The 17826-nt window shown below is 44.6% G+C and carries 12 protein-coding genes; 4 read left to right on the forward strand and 8 right to left on the reverse strand.

The annotated features are described in order from the left end of the window. From AC58CZ_RS06485 to yajC, 4 genes are all read right to left on the reverse strand, one after another. Positions 1-1410, reverse strand: a complete 1410-nt coding sequence (locus AC58CZ_RS06485) for an MATE family efflux transporter (protein WP_494224386.1) — start codon at positions 1408-1410, stop codon at positions 1-3. A 234-nt stretch (positions 1411-1644) separates the two neighbouring features. Then, entirely contained in the window at positions 1645-2907 is a 1263-nt protein-coding gene (gene secF, locus AC58CZ_RS06490) for a protein translocase subunit SecF (RefSeq protein WP_494224387.1), read from the reverse strand. 9 nt (positions 2908-2916) lie between these two features. Next, a complete protein-coding gene (gene secD, locus AC58CZ_RS06495; protein WP_494224388.1) occupies positions 2917-4794 on the reverse strand; it encodes a protein translocase subunit SecD in 1878 nt (625 codons plus the stop codon). Between the two features lie 390 nt (positions 4795-5184). Continuing rightward, complete coding sequence (gene yajC, locus AC58CZ_RS06500; protein ID WP_494224389.1) at positions 5185-5514, reverse strand: preprotein translocase subunit YajC; 330 nt, start codon at positions 5512-5514, stop codon at positions 5185-5187. A 499-nt stretch (positions 5515-6013) separates the two neighbouring features. On the opposite strand from yajC, the gene AC58CZ_RS06505 reads away from it, so the two are divergent. The 3 genes from AC58CZ_RS06505 (at position 6014) to AC58CZ_RS06515 (ending at position 11250) form a co-directional block, all read left to right on the forward strand. After that, positions 6014-7309 (forward strand): hemolysin family protein, encoded by a 1296-nt coding sequence (locus tag AC58CZ_RS06505; RefSeq protein WP_075106108.1) that lies wholly within the window; start codon positions 6014-6016, stop codon positions 7307-7309. 322 nt (positions 7310-7631) lie between these two features. Then, complete coding sequence (locus AC58CZ_RS06510) at positions 7632-8099, forward strand: nuclear transport factor 2 family protein (RefSeq protein WP_227511612.1); 468 nt, start codon at positions 7632-7634, stop codon at positions 8097-8099. A 145-nt stretch (positions 8100-8244) separates the two neighbouring features. Continuing rightward, positions 8245-11250: a LysM peptidoglycan-binding domain-containing protein gene (locus tag AC58CZ_RS06515; RefSeq protein WP_494224390.1), complete on the forward strand. Its 3006-nt coding sequence runs from the start codon at positions 8245-8247 to the stop codon at positions 11248-11250. 152 nt (positions 11251-11402) lie between these two features. Here AC58CZ_RS06515 and AC58CZ_RS06520 read toward each other — a convergent pair whose 3' ends face one another. Both AC58CZ_RS06520 and AC58CZ_RS06525 read right to left on the reverse strand, forming a co-directional pair. After that, positions 11403-12608 (reverse strand): transglycosylase SLT domain-containing protein, encoded by a 1206-nt coding sequence (locus AC58CZ_RS06520; protein WP_223332941.1) that lies wholly within the window; start codon positions 12606-12608, stop codon positions 11403-11405. 998 nt (positions 12609-13606) lie between these two features. Further along, on the reverse strand, positions 13607-14443 hold the full coding sequence (locus tag AC58CZ_RS06525) for a Nif3-like dinuclear metal center hexameric protein (RefSeq protein WP_494224391.1): 837 nt from the start codon (positions 14441-14443) through the stop codon (positions 13607-13609). A gap of 368 nt (positions 14444-14811) precedes the next feature. Between AC58CZ_RS06525 and AC58CZ_RS06530 the strand changes: the two genes are divergently transcribed. Continuing rightward, positions 14812-16143: a trypsin-like peptidase domain-containing protein gene (locus AC58CZ_RS06530; protein ID WP_494224392.1), complete on the forward strand. Its 1332-nt coding sequence runs from the start codon at positions 14812-14814 to the stop codon at positions 16141-16143. 119 nt (positions 16144-16262) lie between these two features. Here AC58CZ_RS06530 and yfaE read toward each other — a convergent pair whose 3' ends face one another. Continuing rightward, positions 16263-16532, reverse strand: coding sequence for a class I ribonucleotide reductase maintenance protein YfaE (gene yfaE, locus AC58CZ_RS06535; protein WP_494224393.1), 270 nt, complete (start codon positions 16530-16532; stop codon positions 16263-16265). Between the two features lie 106 nt (positions 16533-16638). After that, positions 16639-17772 (reverse strand): class Ia ribonucleoside-diphosphate reductase subunit beta, encoded by a 1134-nt coding sequence (gene nrdB / locus AC58CZ_RS06540; RefSeq protein WP_494224394.1) that lies wholly within the window; start codon positions 17770-17772, stop codon positions 16639-16641. Between the last annotated feature and the right edge of the window lie 54 nt (positions 17773-17826).

The raw sequence follows: 17826 nt of genomic DNA on the forward strand, positions 1-17826 counted from the left end.
TTAAGCCTCTGGCTGTAGCTTCTCATAACTACCTGATTGATGAGCACGGTACAAAAATCCGCCTAAGATAATTAGCCTCAATAGCAGTAAGCACCATACACTCAGCCAAATACCGGTCATATCCCATTGCTGATAAAGCAGCCAGCTCAACGGAAAGAAAATAGCAGCTAGTATCAGTGCAGCATTACGAATCACATTGCCTGCTGTCAAACCAAAAAATATACCATCTAACCAGTAGGCTCCAACACCCACGAGGGGTAACAATACGGCATATAGGTGGTACTCATAGGCGAGGGCAAACACCGATTCAATATTGGTCATAAAATCTAGATAACTTGGCATTGCAAGCCACCAGATAGCGCTCAGCAGGATTGCTAGGCCATAACTGACAATGCCCGTGCGTTTTATGATCATCAAAAAACGTGGCCAGTCACGCCGACCAGCAGCTTGTCCGCTCAAGGTCTCAGCAGAGACAGCAACGCCATCAAGTGCAAAAGCTGAGATGCTCAATACCTGTAGTAAAATGGCATTGGCGGCCAATATCACATCGCCACTTTGAGCCGATAGCCGAGTAATCCAAGCAAAGCTCAACGTTAAAATAAGAGTACGGACAAAAATATCTTTATTTAAAGAAAATAGCCTAAGCATTTTATTTTTTGTAAAATGCTGCTTATCTGCTCTGAGTAAAGCTGTCCATGATACCTTTAAGTGATGGCGGCTTAGTGATAACGCTAATAACACACCTAACCAAAACGCAATGGTCGTACTCAATGCCACACCAACCAAGCCCATATTCATAATGAACACAAAAAATAAAGTCAGCACGATATTGATCAGAGCAATAAATCCCTGCTGATACAGCATATATCGTGTCTTGCTTTGCCCTGCAAACCAACCAATAAACGCAAAATTCATCAGCTCAGCGATCACTCCCCAAAATCGCACATCCAAATAGGTTTTGGCAGCAAGACCACTTTCAGGATTGGCTGATAACACTTGTAACCCAACATCGATCAGCCACGGTTTGGCCAGTAGCAAAACTGCGCCGATTAAGAAGGCTAATAACAACGCGCGCTGTAAAATAGACAGTAACGGTGACACTGTTGTCGCAGTGCGGTCGTTGTTATCAGCATGACTGGCCAGCTGTCCTAAAGCTTGCGCGGATAGACCAGAGGAGGCGTATTGTAAAAAGTTAAAGCTAACGAGCAACAAGGACAACAGCTGTATTGCCAAACCCATGCCAGCCAGTTTGGCCGTCTCATTCATATTACCGACAATCGCTGTGTCGATCACACTTTGCAATGGCATGGCGAGATTAGCCAATAGGACAGGTAGGGCAATGGCAATGATACGCTTATAGCTGGTATCGATAGGCGGCATGACGTTGGATGCTGAGGTATTGGCTGGCATTGGTGGCTCGTTTATACTGAGGCGATAAAGAGGGCAATATATTATTTGATTTTGGCAAAGCAGCAATGCAACGCATTTGATAAGTGAAGCAAAATTGCTATAAAGACAAAAGCACCTAGACTCATTATTCATAAGTCAGGTGCTCTTGTCGAAACATTATTACTATTTCATCAGCGATAATACAAAGACTAACCGTACGCTACATAAGTGTACTACGTCCTCTAATATACCTTACTAGACGTTGTCTTGCTCAAACATTTTTGGATCATTGAAGGTGACAATCTCTTCTTCAAACTCTGGTTTCACTTTCACAATAAAGTCATCACGTGATAGACCCATGCGTAATGGAATCGAGCTTGCAATATAGGTCGATGAATACGTACCTGCAAGTAGACCAATAAATAGCGCGACTGAGAACCAGTATAATCCTTCACCGCCTAGGAACAACATGGCCAATACGACCAATAGGACCGTTGAGATGGTCATGATGGTACGGCGTAGGGTTTCGGTCAAAGACAAGTCAATCGTCTGCTCTGGGGTAATACCACGGACACGGCGGAAGTTTTCGCGGATACGGTCATAAACAACAATCGTATCGTTCAATGAATAACCAATCAACGCCAATACAGCAGCTAATACCGTTAAGTCAAAAGGGAAGCCAAATAGCGCAAATACACCAATGGTCACCACTGCATCGTGAAATAGCGATAATACGGCACCTAACGATAGTTTGAACTGGAAACGTAAGGCAACATAACCAAGCATAGATACTAATGCTAGCACGAGTGCCATGACTGAGTTGAGGTAAATCTCATTACCCACTTGGCTACCAATGATATTGACGTTACTGATAGTAGCGGTATTGTTAGGTAGTGCTAATGCTTGAGTTAGGTCAGTATTCAGCCCATCCACGTTATCAGACTGGGGCGGTAGTCGTACCAGTAGCTCTTCACGTGTACCGAGATATTGAACGACAGCATCATCAAAACCATTGTCTGCCAGTGCTTGTACAACGGCAACTTGCTCAACAGGCTGCTCATAACGAATGTCCGCTGAGACACCGCCCGTAAAATCAAGACCCAAGTTCAGACCGTTGACTGCAATAGCAATGATACTACCGATCACCATAAATAAAGATAGCAGCGCCATTGGCTTTTCTATCTTCATAAAGGGAATGATGCGCTGATTACCAACGGCTTTGATACCGCCCTCAGCCATGGCTGCGGCATCATCAGCCGCGTCACTTGCTGCTAGGTTAGGATCAACAGCAGTAGAGAGGGCTTGATTGTCTTTACTAACTTGGTCTTTACCACCACGACGGCTGCTGCTCTTACCGGATTTGACCGTAGTTGGGTTATTGGTTTTAGTATTGCTACCTTTCCCATCACGGCGTGGTTTTTTGCGGCGGCGGGTACTTGCAGTAGTCGCATCACCGTTCGAGCCATTTCGATCAGGATTATTCTGCTGTTCTAAAGGGTTATTATTTTCGATCGCCATAATGTTCTCCTAACCGATGCTCAGACTTTTGATGGATTTACGCTTACCATAAGCAATTTGTACCAGTGCACGCGTCACCAAAATAGCGGTGAACAGTGAGCTGACAATACCAATAGCTAGCGTAACCGCAAAGCCTTTAATCGGACCCGTACCAATCGCAAATAGGATAAACGCGACCAATAAGGTTGTGATGTTGGCATCAAAAATACTACTAAATGCACGGTCAAAGCCCGCCACGATGGCGGATTTTGGCCGTACCCCATTGGCAATCTCTTCTCGTATCCGCTCAAAGATCAGTACGTTAGCATCAACCGCCATACCAATGGTCAAGACGATACCAGCAATACCAGGTAGCGTCAGTGACGAACCCAAAATTGACATAATCGCAATAATGATAATAACGTTCACTGCCAATGCCACGTTGGCAATCACACCGAACAGGCGATAGAAAATAATCATAAATGCAAAGACTAATAGATAGCCGACCTGCGTAGAGAATAGGCCTTTATCGATATTTTCTTGACCCAATGATGGGCCAATGGTGCGTTCTTCTACAAAGTACATTGGTGCGGCAAGTGCACCTGAGCGCAGTAGTAGCGCAAGCTCAGCGGCTTCAGCTGTGCTATCAAGACCAGTAATACGGAATGATGAACCCAGTACTGCTTGAATATTGGCGCGATTGATGACTTTGGTTTCAGCGTAAGGCGTACGTACTTCAGTTGTCTCACCAGTCGCTGGATCTTCTTCGTAAGTGATTCTTTGCTTGTTTTCAATGAACAATACAGCCATCTGTTTGCCAACAGCGGTGCGAGTGGCGTTTTGCATCAGCTTGCCGCCAGCACTGTCCAAGGTAATGCTTACTTCCGGTAGACCACTTTCATCTAGGCCAGTCTGTGCATTGGTCACTTTATCGCCCGTGACGATCGCTTGGCGATCTAGCAATACTGGTGGACCATCGAGTGTCTCAAATGGGAATGCTTCAGTACCTGCTGGAGGAATACCGCCTGTGTAGGTATCAGCGTCTTCTGCCACCATACGGAACTCAAGGTTGGCAGTACGACCAAGAACACGTTTCGCTTCAGCAGTGTCTTGTACGCCTGGCAGCTCGACCACGATACGGCTGGACCCTTGAGATTGTACCAATGCTTCTGTCACACCCAGCTCGGCAATACGGTTACGCAAGGTTGTCAAGTTTTGATTGACCGCGTAACTATTGATTTCGTCAAGCGTGGCATCGTTGTATGACAATACCAATGCAGGACCTTGATCATCAATAGAAGACTGCAAATTGAAGGTATTGCTCATCGAGCCTTGCAAGATGTTTTGCGCACGATTACGCGTATCTGTATCAGCAAAATGTAATACAACGCCGCGGTCTTCGGTTTTTATGCCTTTAATCGCCACTCGCTCAGCGCGTAACTCGCGTCGCATATCACGACTGGCGCTGTTCAAACGTTGTTCAAGCGCTTTGTCCATATCGACTTCTAGTACAAAACGGACACCACCGCGTAAATCAAGGCCAAGTTTCATCGGTCTGGCACCGATATCACGCAGCCACTGCGGGGTCGTTTGTGCTAAGTTGAGAGCGACCACATAGTCCTCACCCAAGTTCTGACGTAGTACTTCTTGCGCTTTTAGCTGATCGACTGGGTTGTTAAGACGTACCAGTGCACTGTTGCCCTCAAATGTACCATTATGATTCTCTAGACCTGCCTCTTCGAGTAAACTTTGAGACTGGGTCAAGATACCTTCAGACAATTGCGTACCGGCTGCTGCGCTCGTAATCTGCACGGCAGGTTCGTCAGGGTATAAGTTAGGAGCAGCATATAGACCGGCAATGATGAGCACGACGGCAATAAGTAAGTATTTCCAAGCGGGATATTGCATAATCACTTCTTTAAGTTGATAAACGACTGGCGACGTGAGCCACAAGTTAGCAGATGGGAAGTTAGCGACAGCAATGGTCGACTACCATATTGAGCAGGCTCCATTGCGATCATCCGCGGTGATAGTAAAACATAAAACAGTAAAGCAAATAATACAGACGTATCTTTATCGAGTCACCAAAAATATCATTGGTGAAACAGGCAAAGTCAATATATCTACAGGATAGGCTAGCTTATATAACAGCCGTACCTTACTATCTTAATAGCGACTACCTTAATAGCGAAAAATGACCGTAAATGATATACGGTCATTATTTGGTCGTTACACCCAGTGGTGATACGACCATTAAATTACTACCGATAAAGCTCAGTAATAATTAAACGTTTTCGATTAAACGCTTTCGATTGTGCCAGCAGGCAATACTGAAATAACAGAAGCACGTTGCACTTTGACATCCGTGTTGTTATTTAAGCTCACAACTGCATAGTCGCCTTCTATCGCTTTGATACGGCCCATTAAGCCACCAGCAAAAATAATCTCGCTGCCAACCGTCAATGCATTGACCATGGCACGGTGCTCTTTGGTACGCTTAGACTGCGGGCGAATGACCAAAAAGTAAAAAATGGCAAAAAAAGCAACAGGAAGTAAAATCTGACCGAATAGCGATCCAGCACCAGCGGCTTCTGGTGCAGCATGGGCAGCTTGAATAAATAAGCTCATAATGTCTCTCAGTGGTTCATAGATAATAATAAAATTAGACGCATAGTAACAAAAAATCCCAGACTTGGTAACTGTTAATCATAGGCTGAGCGTGTTTTTGTTGATGTAATGGCAGAGAATAAGCCACCGGATAGCAGGATAATATTTTTGCTATATCAAATGTATGATGCCAAAATGATCAATATCATATGCCATTGAGCCAAATAATATTGAGGCAATACCAAACAATAAAAGTCATCAAAAAATAAAAACTTAAAAATAGTGACTTATTGTGAAAAGATATCATCAATGCTACTATCAAATGGCAATGACTGCCTGCATTTAGTATGCTATTTATCAAAGCACTATTTTAGCTTTGAGACGGTGTCTAAATCAGCATTGAGCCGTTATGACTATTGATCAGTAGATATCTGATATCACCTCGATAATGTATATGATTGGCTCGTTATATCATCTTCCTTTTTCTCTTTTTAGGTTACCCAACTTGTTCACCACTTTTATGTTTGTACCTCGTTTATGTCGTCCGCGTGCTCATCGTGAAGACGCATCTGCAGAGCCTCCCCCGAGAATGACGACTAGTTCTCGATTTGGTTATACCTTCTTTGCCGTGCTTTGTGCGTTGGCGCTGATGTTGCCGCATTCTGTGTGGGCGGCGGGCGCTGCATCGCCAACCGCCGTGGCAGCCGCACCAACTGCCCTAAACGTGGGACTATTGATATTTTTTGTGGCTGTTGCTATCGGTATCTCATTTGTGTGCTCTTTATCAGAGGCCGCATTACTGAGCATGACACCATCCTATATTGCAGATGTACAAGAAACCAACCCCAAAAAAGCGGATATGCTAAAGAGCCTAAAGGTCGACAATATCGATCAATCACTGGCAGCTATCTTGACCTTGAATACCGTTGCTCACACGTTGGGTTCTATCGGAGCGGGTGCCCAAGCCACCATTGTATTTGGTAGCGCATGGTTTGGATTGTTCTCAGCCATTATGACACTGGCTATTTTGTTCCTGTCTGAGATTATTCCAAAAACACTAGGCACTGTCTATTGGCGTCAGCTAAGTGGTATGGTGGCGTACTTTGTCCGCGGTATCATTATGATTTTATACCCACTTATTTGGGTATCAGAGCGTTTGACGAAGTTATTAGTACGCGGTAAAGAACCGCAAACGTTCAGCCGTCGTGAGTTTGCAGCCCTTGCTAGCATCGGTGAAGAATCGGGTCAAATCGATCCACTAGAGTCGCGCATCATTCGCAATCTACTAGCATTCGGCGCGATCAAAGTTGAAGACATCATGACGCCGCGCTCAGTGATGCTCGCATTTGAAGAAAACAAAACAGTGGCTGAGTTATTGGTTGATCGTCCAAAGCTCACGTTTTCTCGATTGCCCATTTATGATGGTGATCTAGATAACATTACTGGTTTTGTTTTAAAAACTGACATGCTATTGGCAAAAGTCAACCATGCCACGCACAAGCCTTTGACGCAGTTCAAAAGAGACATCACGTTTGTATTCTCTAAAATGAAACTGTTTGATCTGTTGGAGCTCATGCTAAAAAATCGTATTCATATCGCAATTACGGTTGGCGAATATGGTGAAGTCAAAGGGTTGGTCACATTAGAAGATGTCTTTGAGACATTGTTAGGTCTTGAGATTGTCGATGAAATAGATCGCGTGGAAGACATGCAAGCTTTGGCTCGACAAATGATGGACAGACGCGTAGAGCGTTTGGGTATGAAACTCAGTGATGATGAGCAGTATGAAGACAGCAATAGCGAAAACAAATTCTAGCGTTATCGATTGATTGAGTGCTATTGCTATTATCACGACCAAAGTTGTTGAAATCAGAGGATATAAGAACCTTCGATTCAAAGAACGGCTTTTGTGAGCATCCTGTGCTTTTATATTCGCAATAATTACACAGGGTGTCACACGGCTGTGAGAATTCAATGATAGGCTCGGCCTATTATATGAGTACGCTTACACCAATATACTGCTAAACTAGATGTTATAAAAACGCTCACTGTCAATATATGACAACAACCAATATATGACAATAACGAAAGTAGCATCGCTAAGGACTATCATGAAACGACTATGGGGAAAGAGCTTAATGACTCTATTACTGAAGGGCGCTAGTATAACTGCGATAGTAGCAGTGGCCAGCACAGTGAGTATCAGTGCGCAAGCTGCCACCATGACCGAAGCTTTGGTGCAAAACTATGCCGCAGCAATGAAATCATCTGCAAATAGTCAGAGTATCAATCAAGTCGCGCGTCTGGTATCTGACGATGCATTGATTTCATTATCTAGAAAAGGTAAATCTACCAGCTTAGACAAAGATGCATATTTGAAGCTGCTGCAAAACAGCTGGAATGATACGTCCAATTATCGCTACGATATCTCTGTAGATAACATTGTTATTACAGGAGATCAGGCAAAAGCCAATGTAACGACAAATGAGAGCTGGACGAAAGACGGTCAGCAAACATCATTTGTTACGACATCTCGTGTAACGCTGACGGTATCTACTGGTAACGCTGTATTATTACGTGCAGTATCACAAGTAGCTATTAACTAGATACTGGTCAATACAATCTATTAGATACTAATAAAAATGATTATTAGTGTCTTTTATATTAGGCTGGTCTTTACTTTACGTTGCATACTATACTATCTCTCAACTTTGTCTTATCACTTTCTGTCGTTAGGAAACTTCCAATATCATGTCTACTGTGCTATCAAAATCTCGCTCGTTTGTTGCGTTACCATTGACGCTTGCGGTATCAACTTTACTCATCAGTGCGTGTAGCAACACCTCAACAGTAAAAAATAAAGGTGCAACCAATAGCTCAGCTATTATTACCAAGCGTCCTGCTAATCAAGGGGCGACTACGAGCAGTGCAGATTACTCAACTGCGTTTTTGGATGCAGAGAGCTTGGATGAATTGGCAGATCTATTAGAAGCCACTGACATGACGATGGTGGAGGGCAACCAGCTTGCTATTCAGCAGTATGGTGATCTATGGAATCGTTTGCGTGCCGGCTATCGTATGAACGGTGGTAAGCCGATTTATAATCAGCGTATCGAAGGGCAAAAGAGTTGGTTTACCAGCAGACAAGACTATCTAAACCGTTTGACGGCGCGTGCCAGTCGCTACATTTACCATACGGTACGAGAGGCTGAGCGCCGCAACATTCCAACAGAGCTGGCGTTGTTACCAGTTATCGAAAGCTCGTACGATCCAAGTGGTACCAGTAGTGCAGCAGCGGCAGGCCTATGGCAGTTTATCCCAAGTACAGGTCGTATCTATGGTCTGAATCAGAGCAGTACCTACGATGGTCGCCGTGACGTTATCGAATCAACGCGCGCCGCTTATGACTTTTTGACCGCGCTACACAATCAGTTTGGTAGCTGGGAGCTGGCGCTAGCCGCCTACAACGCAGGACCTGGTCGTATCCAAAAAGCGATTGATGCCAATGCCGCACGTGGACTACCAACAGACTACTGGTCACTACAACTACCAACTGAAACCATGAATTATGTGCCGCGCTTTTTGGCAGTAGCCGAAATCGTGGCCAAGCCTGAACAGTATGGCGTATATCTACCAGCTATCGCTAACCGTCAGCATTTCCGTAGTGTGCCGGTCAACTACGGTGTGAGCTTGTCTGAAGTATCACAGCTTACAGGCGTGAGTTATGATGAGTTAGAGCGACTCAACACGGCATTGACTTCAGGTCGTGTGGATTCCTCTGGTCCACAGCGCGTTATTATTCCTAACGATGTTAGCTTGAACGCTGATGCCAAACTGAGTCTATTGCGTGGTAATGGCACAAGCAATGTATTGGCTTTTAGCAATACAAGCACCCCAACTACAACGACACCAAGCTACAATAGCAAGCCATACACTTCATCGTCATTGCCATCCAGCAGTAGCGCATTGGCTGATTATGCTGCCAGCGCAAGCGTCCCTCAGCAAACAACGAGCTATATCTCACCGTCCGCTCAAACGACTAGCAGCTCTGTCTATAATGGTAATGCCTCAGTACGTACTGAGCCGCCAATAACCAATGCAGAAACCAAAAAGATCAATGCTGAGCTCAAGAGCAGCAACAGTCTACCGACTACCTCAGCTCAAATTACTCAGAATAATACGATTGTTCAAGAGCCACCGCTTAGCAAAGAAGAGCGCGACTTCATTGCCAACCAAATCCGTAGCAATACCTCTGAGACCAACGTTATTAACGCGGATGGTAATATCAACCTATCAGCCGTACAGACGCAGCAGTCTATCTTAGAAGCAAGCGGTGAAGAGAAAAAGCTGAGCTTTGCTAAAACGTCAGTTAGTAAACCAAAACCACAAGGTACACGTACCACTTATACGGTCAAACGTGGCGATACTCTATCGAATATCGCGAGCCGTGCAGGGGTAAATTGGCGTGATATCGCAGAATGGAACCAAATAGATGCCAGTGCCAACTTACTATCTGGCAGCACGTTGTATCTATACAATGCCAAAACTATCGAGCCGCTAAGCGCTGCCAGTAACCCAGCCGCCAATCAGCCTGAAAGCTATGTTGTACAAGGTGGCGACACGCTTATTGGTACGGCCAACCGTTTTGGTTTATCGGTCACACAGCTTGCCAGCTACAATAATCTCAGTAGCCGTGCTGATCTACTCAGAGGACAAAAGCTCTGGCTAGTACCTGGTAAGGTAAAAGCGCCCGCCACAACACCTGCGGCACCATCTACCAGACCAAGTAAATCAAGTACTGCGACTAAGAACTATAAAGTAAAACCGGGTGACGGTCTGATTGCATTAGCGCGTCAATTTAACGTATCGACAGACACGTTAGCTAGCCTGAACGGTATCAATAGCACAAGCTCACTGTATGTGGGTCAAACACTAAAAGTACCTGCTAGTGTTAATTTCGATGCAGCAAGCACCACAGGCTCTAGTAGTGCTAGTAATACAAGCTCAGTAGCGACCACTAGTTATAAAGTAAAATCAGGTGATACCTTGATCGGCATTGCAAATAGCTTGGGTGTTAGTGCAGCAGAGATCGCTGCTGTAAACAGTAACTTTGATGCAAGAGCGCGCTTACAACGTGGGCAAACGATTAAAGTACCGGTTTCAAAAGAGTTAGTTGATCGCCAACTGAATGATAAAGCCGTCAGCTATAAAGTAAAATCAGGTGATACGCTAACCGGTGTCGCCAAACGCTATAATATCGGCTTGAGCGATTTAGCTTCAGCAAATAACCTGAGCACGACGTCTAACTTGATATTAGGTCGTACTATTACTATTCCTGCGGGCGGTAGCGTGGCAAGCTCTTCGGCTTCTACAAGCTCTTCGGCTTCTAATAGTAGTCAAAGCAACAGTAATCAAAGCAGTAGCAGTCAGAGTAGTAGCAGCGGTAAAAAGCTAGGAAATACTGAAAATTACAAAGTCAAATCTGGCGATGGCTTGATTGCCTTAGCTCGTCAGTTTGGTATCTCTGTAGAGGATTTGGCAGCGACCAATGACTTGGCAACAAACGCTCAACTGCAGCGTGGACAGACCCTAAAAGTGCCAAAAGCGACGGTGAGCTACACGGTTGGCTCAGGCGATAGCTTGATTGGTTTAGCTCGTAAATATGGTGTATCAACCCAAGAATTGGCTGAGATGAATAATATCGCTGCTGATACTATGTTGCAACGTGGTCAGCGTCTGACGGTACCCAATCGTTAAGCAATAACGTATTATCGAATGATGTATATATAAATATCGCCCACATAAATGGTAACGCATAAAAAAGCTGCTCTATATAAGAGCAGCTTTCTTTACGTAAAAATTAGGTATCTTAAGATATCTGATATCTGATATCTAATGGAGTCTATTAACTAGACAGTTTGAGTTTTGATAGACTCAAGATAGCTTCTGATGTTGCTAACATAGTGCATTGCTTGGCCATAACGGCTGTTTGATGCTTTGTTGTCCGCCAAGTACGCATAAACGTTCGCCCAGCTCTTGTCGTCAATGCCTTGGGCGCGTAATTTACGCTGAATGCTTTTCACCGCATTTGGACCCATATTATAACCAGCAAGTGCAAACCAGACGCGATCAGTCTTAGGTACATCCGCGAAATCTGCTTTCATTTGCTCTAGATAACGAGCACCGCCGCCGATACTTTGATAAGGATCAACGCGATCTGACACGCCCATAGCCTTTGCAGTGTTATTGGTCAGCATCATAAGGCCGCGTACGCCAGTCGGAGATACCGCATTGGCATCAAGATGTGACTCTTGATAACCCATAGCAACCAACAATTCCCAATCATGATTGTAATTGCGCGCTTGCTCTTCAAACGAAGACTGATAATCAGGCAGTTTTTCTGTCAGTGTTTTTTGGAAATGATCCTGACTATAAGCGTCTTTTAGCAAATTCTGATTGTAGAACGCCGCTAGTTTCTGTGTGTTTTTTAGCTTGATGCTATCGCACAAGAAGTAACTGGCTTTTTTGGACAGTGGATCATTAGGTGAGCTGAACGTCCAGCTGACTTTTGGATGCAGACCGTTTTTAGTCAAGCTTGAGTCGTAGCCACAGCTAACATTAATAGATGATAGATTGAGCTGGCTTTTTAGTTTGGTACTAGCCGTGGTCAACGCCATATCAGCGTCACCTGATCTCAAGGCTTTGAGTGCAGCCTCTTCATTGGCATAGGCTTTTAGATTGATATCCACACCAAGCTCGTCTGCATAGGTGCGCACGAGATCAAAACCAAAGCCATGTTGGAAGCCATCAGTGGCAAAATAAGTACTATCACCTGGGACAGCGGCAATGGTCAAAGTGTTTTGCAGCATGACATTGGCATAGGCTGATACCTTTGTATTCATTGTCGTTAGGCTCTGTGCAGGCAAAGAGAGCAGAGCAATACTGGATACTTGTGCCAGCTTCTTGGTTCTGGCAAAACGACCCGACGCAGTAGGGGTAGATGAAACGATGTTACTTTTGGTGTTAAGTAGGCGTTTAGATGGACGTAGTAAATGAGAAATACGACGTTTGGCACCTTGCGCAGATCCTTTGACACGATAAGTAATACGTTGCATGGATGTCTCCTGATTTTAGCCATCCTTCTTACCGCAAAAACGCGTAAAATACATGCACATCATTTGGCATGTATCAATACAGCATTTCAGACGACATCATACTTTTGAATAAAATAAGTGTCAGTCATCCTGCTTGATTATAGCGCCACTAGCATGCTCTCTCTAAGAGTTAGCGATGTGAATTTTGGGTTAGCCAATGATCATTGCCTGATTTTGCGCGCCATTTTGAGGGTTTAAAACCGGCTTATCAAAATTTGGGCGTACGATTACACGAAGGATGTAAATCAGATGATTCCTTCATCGATCATTCATTATGGCTAATGGCCAAACAACTATATATCAAACATAGGTAAGGTCATGAGTAAGTTATTGAGACAACGATATAGTCAAAAAAAAAATATCATCATTTACTATTTGAGCAAATAAAGCCATTTTCTTTGACTATCTTGGTTCTATGAGCTAGCGATACCGTAAATGATTGGTAATAAATTTGCTAGCTCATAAGTTGTCTAGCGATGAGGGTAAGCGTCTTAACCAAATTTGATAGGTGAAAATATCCGCTATCAAATCAGTTGAGCAAACTGTCACCGCGACACTAAAAATAAACGCACGATGCTACTACGATATATAGTGGGCTATCGTGCTTTAGTCAGCAGCGCTCCAAAGTCATGTTGCTTATAGTGCGCAGCAAACTCTTGGATAACCACCAATATCATTATAGTGCCATAACCGGAAGCTGTAATAATGGGAAGTTTCATGACAAAACGTTCTTTCTTACAGGTAGTAATATGCGGATATCGCTTGCATTATTCAAGTAGAGTTAAGAAAAAAGCGATAAAACTTAACAATTGAGATATAAACGGTTAAATGTCGCTATATTATGGGCGTAATATTCACAAACTCATTAATGAGTTTTGCGATAATGGCTATAACAACGCCCATAGTCTTTATTAATCGTCTCGAGTTCTGTCCTAATGATGGCCACTATATTGGCTATCTTATGCTGGATTTTCAATATCAACAAAGGTTACTGGCAGTCCAAACTCTTGGGCAAGCATCTCTCCTAGTGCTTTAATACCGCCGCGCTCTGTTGCGTGATGACCACAAGCAAAGTAATCAATACCCAGCTCACGAGCGATATGCGTGGTACGCTCAGAGATTTCACCAGAGATATAGGCGTCACAGCCCATTATGGCAGCCTGTTCGATCATATCTTGGGCACCGCCTGTACAAATACCGACACGTTTGATCACTCTCTCGCTATTGGCAGTCGTTTCCGCATTATTATCAGCATAATGCTCATAATTAGCTGAAATATATAGTGGCGTGCGGCCAAGCGCTTCGGTGATCTTTGCGATGAGGCTATCAGCACTCTGTGGTGTGCAAGTGGCGATATTGCCAACAGGATGTGATTCGTTGGGGTAGAGTGCGCCAGTAATGGTCATATCTAGTACGTCTGCTAGTTTGGCATTGTTGCCAATCACGGGGTGTGCATCGAGCGGTAAATGATAGCCAATCATAGAGATACCATGCTGCATCAATTTACGGATACGTCGGCCTTTCATACCAGTGATAGGCGCAGGTTCACCTTTCCAAAAGTAGCCATGATGCACCATAATCGCATCGGCATTGTCAGCGATAGCCGCATCAATCAGCGCCTCGCACGCTGTCACGCCTGTAATGATACGCTGTATGGGTGTTCCGCCATCTACTTGTAAGCCATTTGGCGCATAGTCTTTAAACACACTGGCAGATAAATACTCGTCACAAAACTGTGTTAAGGCTTGTGCGCTGATACTGTTGGTCGAAGGTTCAGTAGTCGTGTTTTGGGTCATTAGGTTTCCTTATTATTATTGCCTTGCAGTAATGCATTGTCATTCAAATATAGTGCTTCAAAAAAGTTGTTTGAAGACGGAGACTCATAAAAGATAAATAATTGACCATTATCTATCGCAAATGTCTGACAGCAGTGATTTTAGCATGGCATTGTAAGAGAGTAGACAAGATGGATAACTGAAATGGTACACGATACGTTACTATTTCACGGCATTGCGGTTATAATTTATACATGTGAGTCTGCCTAGCTCTGGCTATTAATTGCCTAATCAAGAAATTACCTAATCAAGCCATGATGATTGAATAATCGCAGTCTTCTCACCTTATTTCTCACTGTCCGTCTGCATTAAATTTATAGAGGTTCTATATGTCGTCATCCCAGAACACCAATAACACCCGTAACAAGGTTTCTTTATTAAAATGGTTGCCTTGGGTCTTATTGCTGCTAGTGTTAGTAGCGTTTATCTGGTTGTTCACAAGTATGAAGTCATCATCGGAGGCCACGTGGGAGCCGCCGAGAACCCCGCCAGCCGAGCAGCAAGCGTCAGACCCAGTTGCGGATACACCAGCGCCCATCTCTTCTTATCATAATGCAGTTGCGCGTGCGTCGCAGTCGGTTGTCAATATCTACACCACACAAACGATGACAGAGCATCCTTATATGGATGATCCCGTATTGCGCCGGTTTTTTGAATATCATGGTGGCCCATCACAAGATCAGGGCAATACCAATCTAGGCTCTGGTGTGATCGTATCAGAAGATGGCTATATCGTGACCAATGCGCATGTCATCGAAAAAGCGGATGAGATCACGGTTGCGTTCAATGATGGACGCAAGAGCCGCGCCAAAATCATCGGTACAGACCCTGATAGTGATCTAGCAGTGATTAAGGTTGAGATGACAGGATTGACGCCGCTTGGTTTCCGCGAAAATCCGATACGTGTAGGCGATTTGGCATTGGCAATTGGTAATCCATTTGGGGTTGGTCAGACCGTGACGCAAGGGATTATCTCAGCAACTGGACGTACTGGATTGGGGGTCAATAAGTTTGAAGACTTCATCCAGACGGATGCGGCGATCAATCCAGGTAACTCAGGTGGCGCGCTGGTTGATGCTCGTGGTGAGCTAGTCGGTATCAATACGGTGATCTTCTCGCGCTCTGGTGGCTCGATGGGTATTGGCTTTGCGATTCCTACATCATTGGTCGAGCAAGTGATGAACGCGCTGATCAAAGATGGTCGCGTCAGTCGTGGTTGGCTCGGTATCGAAATTCAGTCACAGCTACGTGACCCAACGCAGCTTGAGACCTCAACGGGCGTGGAAGTGCTAAACGTCATCGAAGGCAGTCCTGCTGCCAAGAGTGGTTTGCGCGTTGGCGATATCATCTTAACCATCGATGGTGTCGAGATGACCGATGCCAATACCTTGATCCAATATGTCGCTCGTAAGCCGCCAACGACTGAGCTGAATGCACAAATATTGCGCCAAGGCAAAAACGCTCAAGTAAAAATAATGCTAGAGGAGCGTCCAGTGCAAGAGCCCATCGAGCGTCCTGTCGTACTACAGGGTGAGAGCATGGATGGGATGGGTGGCAGTATCCAAGGTGATCAGCAAGCACCGATGATGTCAGAGGCAGAGCGTGATCGCATGCGCGAAGAGCTAATGAAACTGTTTGAGCAAGATTCTGTAGCACAATAAAGTGTGTTGCTAAATTACACAAAAAAGCGCGCTCCTTTTAGAAAAGGGGCGCGCTTTTTTATTGAGTTAAATTTTATCAAAGCTAATGTTCAGGCCAGTCTTTAGTCCTCACTATCCTGCTAAGGCTTTTCAATCAGCTCATGGTTGATATAGATGACACCCCGCACGCGGCAACAGCAAGGCAGGATTTCATCCTCTTCAATCATGGCAAGGGGGTCAAATGGATAATCGACCGTATGCGAGCTAGCAATACGCTTGACTCGGCAGCTACCACAGTAGCCTTCGCGGCATTGATAGTTGACATCGTGTCCGGTGCGTAGCAGTCCATCTAGTAGACTCTCGTCGTCATGTAGATAGAACTGCTTTTTACTGGTCATTACCCAAGTCATCGCTCATCCTATTGGGATATCTGTGCTATTACTATCCCTACTATTAACCGATAAAATGATTACAGATCAAGCCTTTATAACTTAAAACCTTTATAGCTCTGAGCTCTTACAATTCAAAGTCATCAAAGTCGCTGTCTGATAAGTCAGAGTCAATCTGACCAACCAAGTACGAGCTAATCTCAGTCTCTTGCGGTGCGACCTGCACATTATCAGACGACAACCACGTGTTGATCCACGGGATTGGGTTTGATTTTGAGTTCGGGAACGCCGCTGGCAAGCCGACGGTTTCCATACGCAAGTTAGTGATGTATTCGATGTATTGGCACAGAATGTCTTTGTTTAGACCGATCATTGAGCCGTCTTTGAACAGATAGCCTGCCCACTCTTTTTCTTGCTCAGCTGCCTTGCGGAAGATCTCAATACTTTCATCGAAACACTCTGCAGCAATCTCGACCATCTCAGGATCGTCACGACCATTACGCATGAGGTTCAGCATATGCTGCGTACCTGTCAAATGGAGCGCTTCGTCACGAGCGATGAGCTTGATGATTTTGGCATTACCTTCCATCAATTTGCGCTCAGCAAAGGCAAACGAGCAAGCAAACGACACATAGAAACGAATCGCTTCTAGGACGTTGACCGCCATGATGCATAGATACATTTGCTTTTTCAGTGATCGCAAATCAACCGTCACTTGCTCGCCATTGATATTATGCGTACCTGGACCGTATAAGCTATATAGCTGCGAGTTGCGATACAGCTCATCATAGTATTGAGCGATATCAGAGGCACGACCTAAGATGTGCTCGTTTTGCATAATGTCATCAAAGATAATGTTTGGGTCATTAACGATATTACGAATGATATGGGTATAGCTGCGCGAGTGAATAGTCTCGCTAAACGACCATGTCTCAATCCACGTCTCAAGCTCAGGGATAGACACTAGCGGTAGTAGCACCACGTTTGGGCTGCGGCCTTGGATAGAGTCGAGTAGAGTCTGATACTTGAGGTTGCTCAAAAATATGTGCTGCTCATGCGAGGACAGATTGCTAAAGTCGATACGGTCGCGTGAGACATCGACTTCTTCTGGACGCCAAAAGAATGACAGCTGCTTTTCAATCAATTGCTCAAAGATCGGGTGCTTTTGTTGGTCATAGCGCGCCACGTTGACGGGCTGACCAAAGAACATCGGCTCTGTTAGCGCATTGTTTGGCGTTTGCGAAAAAATCGAGTAAGTCATGGGACTGCCTTTATCATTGATATGGTTATGAAATTATATAAATTGGATATGATT

The sequence above is a fragment of the Psychrobacter sp. CR212 genome, from assembly GCF_059693765.1.

What these genes read in the sequence shown, in the direction of transcription:
- AC58CZ_RS06485 (WP_494224386.1), bottom strand. Translation starts at nt 1,410, where the DNA reads ATGCCAGCCAATACCTCAGCATCCAACGTCATGCCGCCTATCGATACC.
- secF (WP_494224387.1), bottom strand. Translation starts at nt 2,907, where the DNA reads ATGGCGATCGAAAATAATAACCCTTTAGAACAGCAGAATAATCCTGAT.
- secD (WP_494224388.1), bottom strand. Translation starts at nt 4,794, where the DNA reads ATGCAATATCCCGCTTGGAAATACTTACTTATTGCCGTCGTGCTCATC.
- yajC (WP_494224389.1), bottom strand. Translation starts at nt 5,514, where the DNA reads ATGAGCTTATTTATTCAAGCTGCCCATGCTGCACCAGAAGCCGCTGGT.
- AC58CZ_RS06505 (WP_075106108.1), top strand. Translation starts at nt 6,014, where the DNA reads ATGTTTGTACCTCGTTTATGTCGTCCGCGTGCTCATCGTGAAGACGCA.
- AC58CZ_RS06510 (WP_227511612.1), top strand. Translation starts at nt 7,632, where the DNA reads ATGACTCTATTACTGAAGGGCGCTAGTATAACTGCGATAGTAGCAGTG.
- AC58CZ_RS06515 (WP_494224390.1), top strand. Translation starts at nt 8,245, where the DNA reads ATGTCTACTGTGCTATCAAAATCTCGCTCGTTTGTTGCGTTACCATTG.
- AC58CZ_RS06520 (WP_223332941.1), bottom strand. Translation starts at nt 12,608, where the DNA reads ATGCAACGTATTACTTATCGTGTCAAAGGATCTGCGCAAGGTGCCAAA.
- AC58CZ_RS06525 (WP_494224391.1), bottom strand. Translation starts at nt 14,443, where the DNA reads ATGACCCAAAACACGACTACTGAACCTTCGACCAACAGTATCAGCGCA.
- AC58CZ_RS06530 (WP_494224392.1), top strand. Translation starts at nt 14,812, where the DNA reads ATGTCGTCATCCCAGAACACCAATAACACCCGTAACAAGGTTTCTTTA.
- yfaE (WP_494224393.1), bottom strand. Translation starts at nt 16,532, where the DNA reads ATGACTTGGGTAATGACCAGTAAAAAGCAGTTCTATCTACATGACGAC.
- nrdB (WP_494224394.1), bottom strand. Translation starts at nt 17,772, where the DNA reads ATGACTTACTCGATTTTTTCGCAAACGCCAAACAATGCGCTAACAGAG.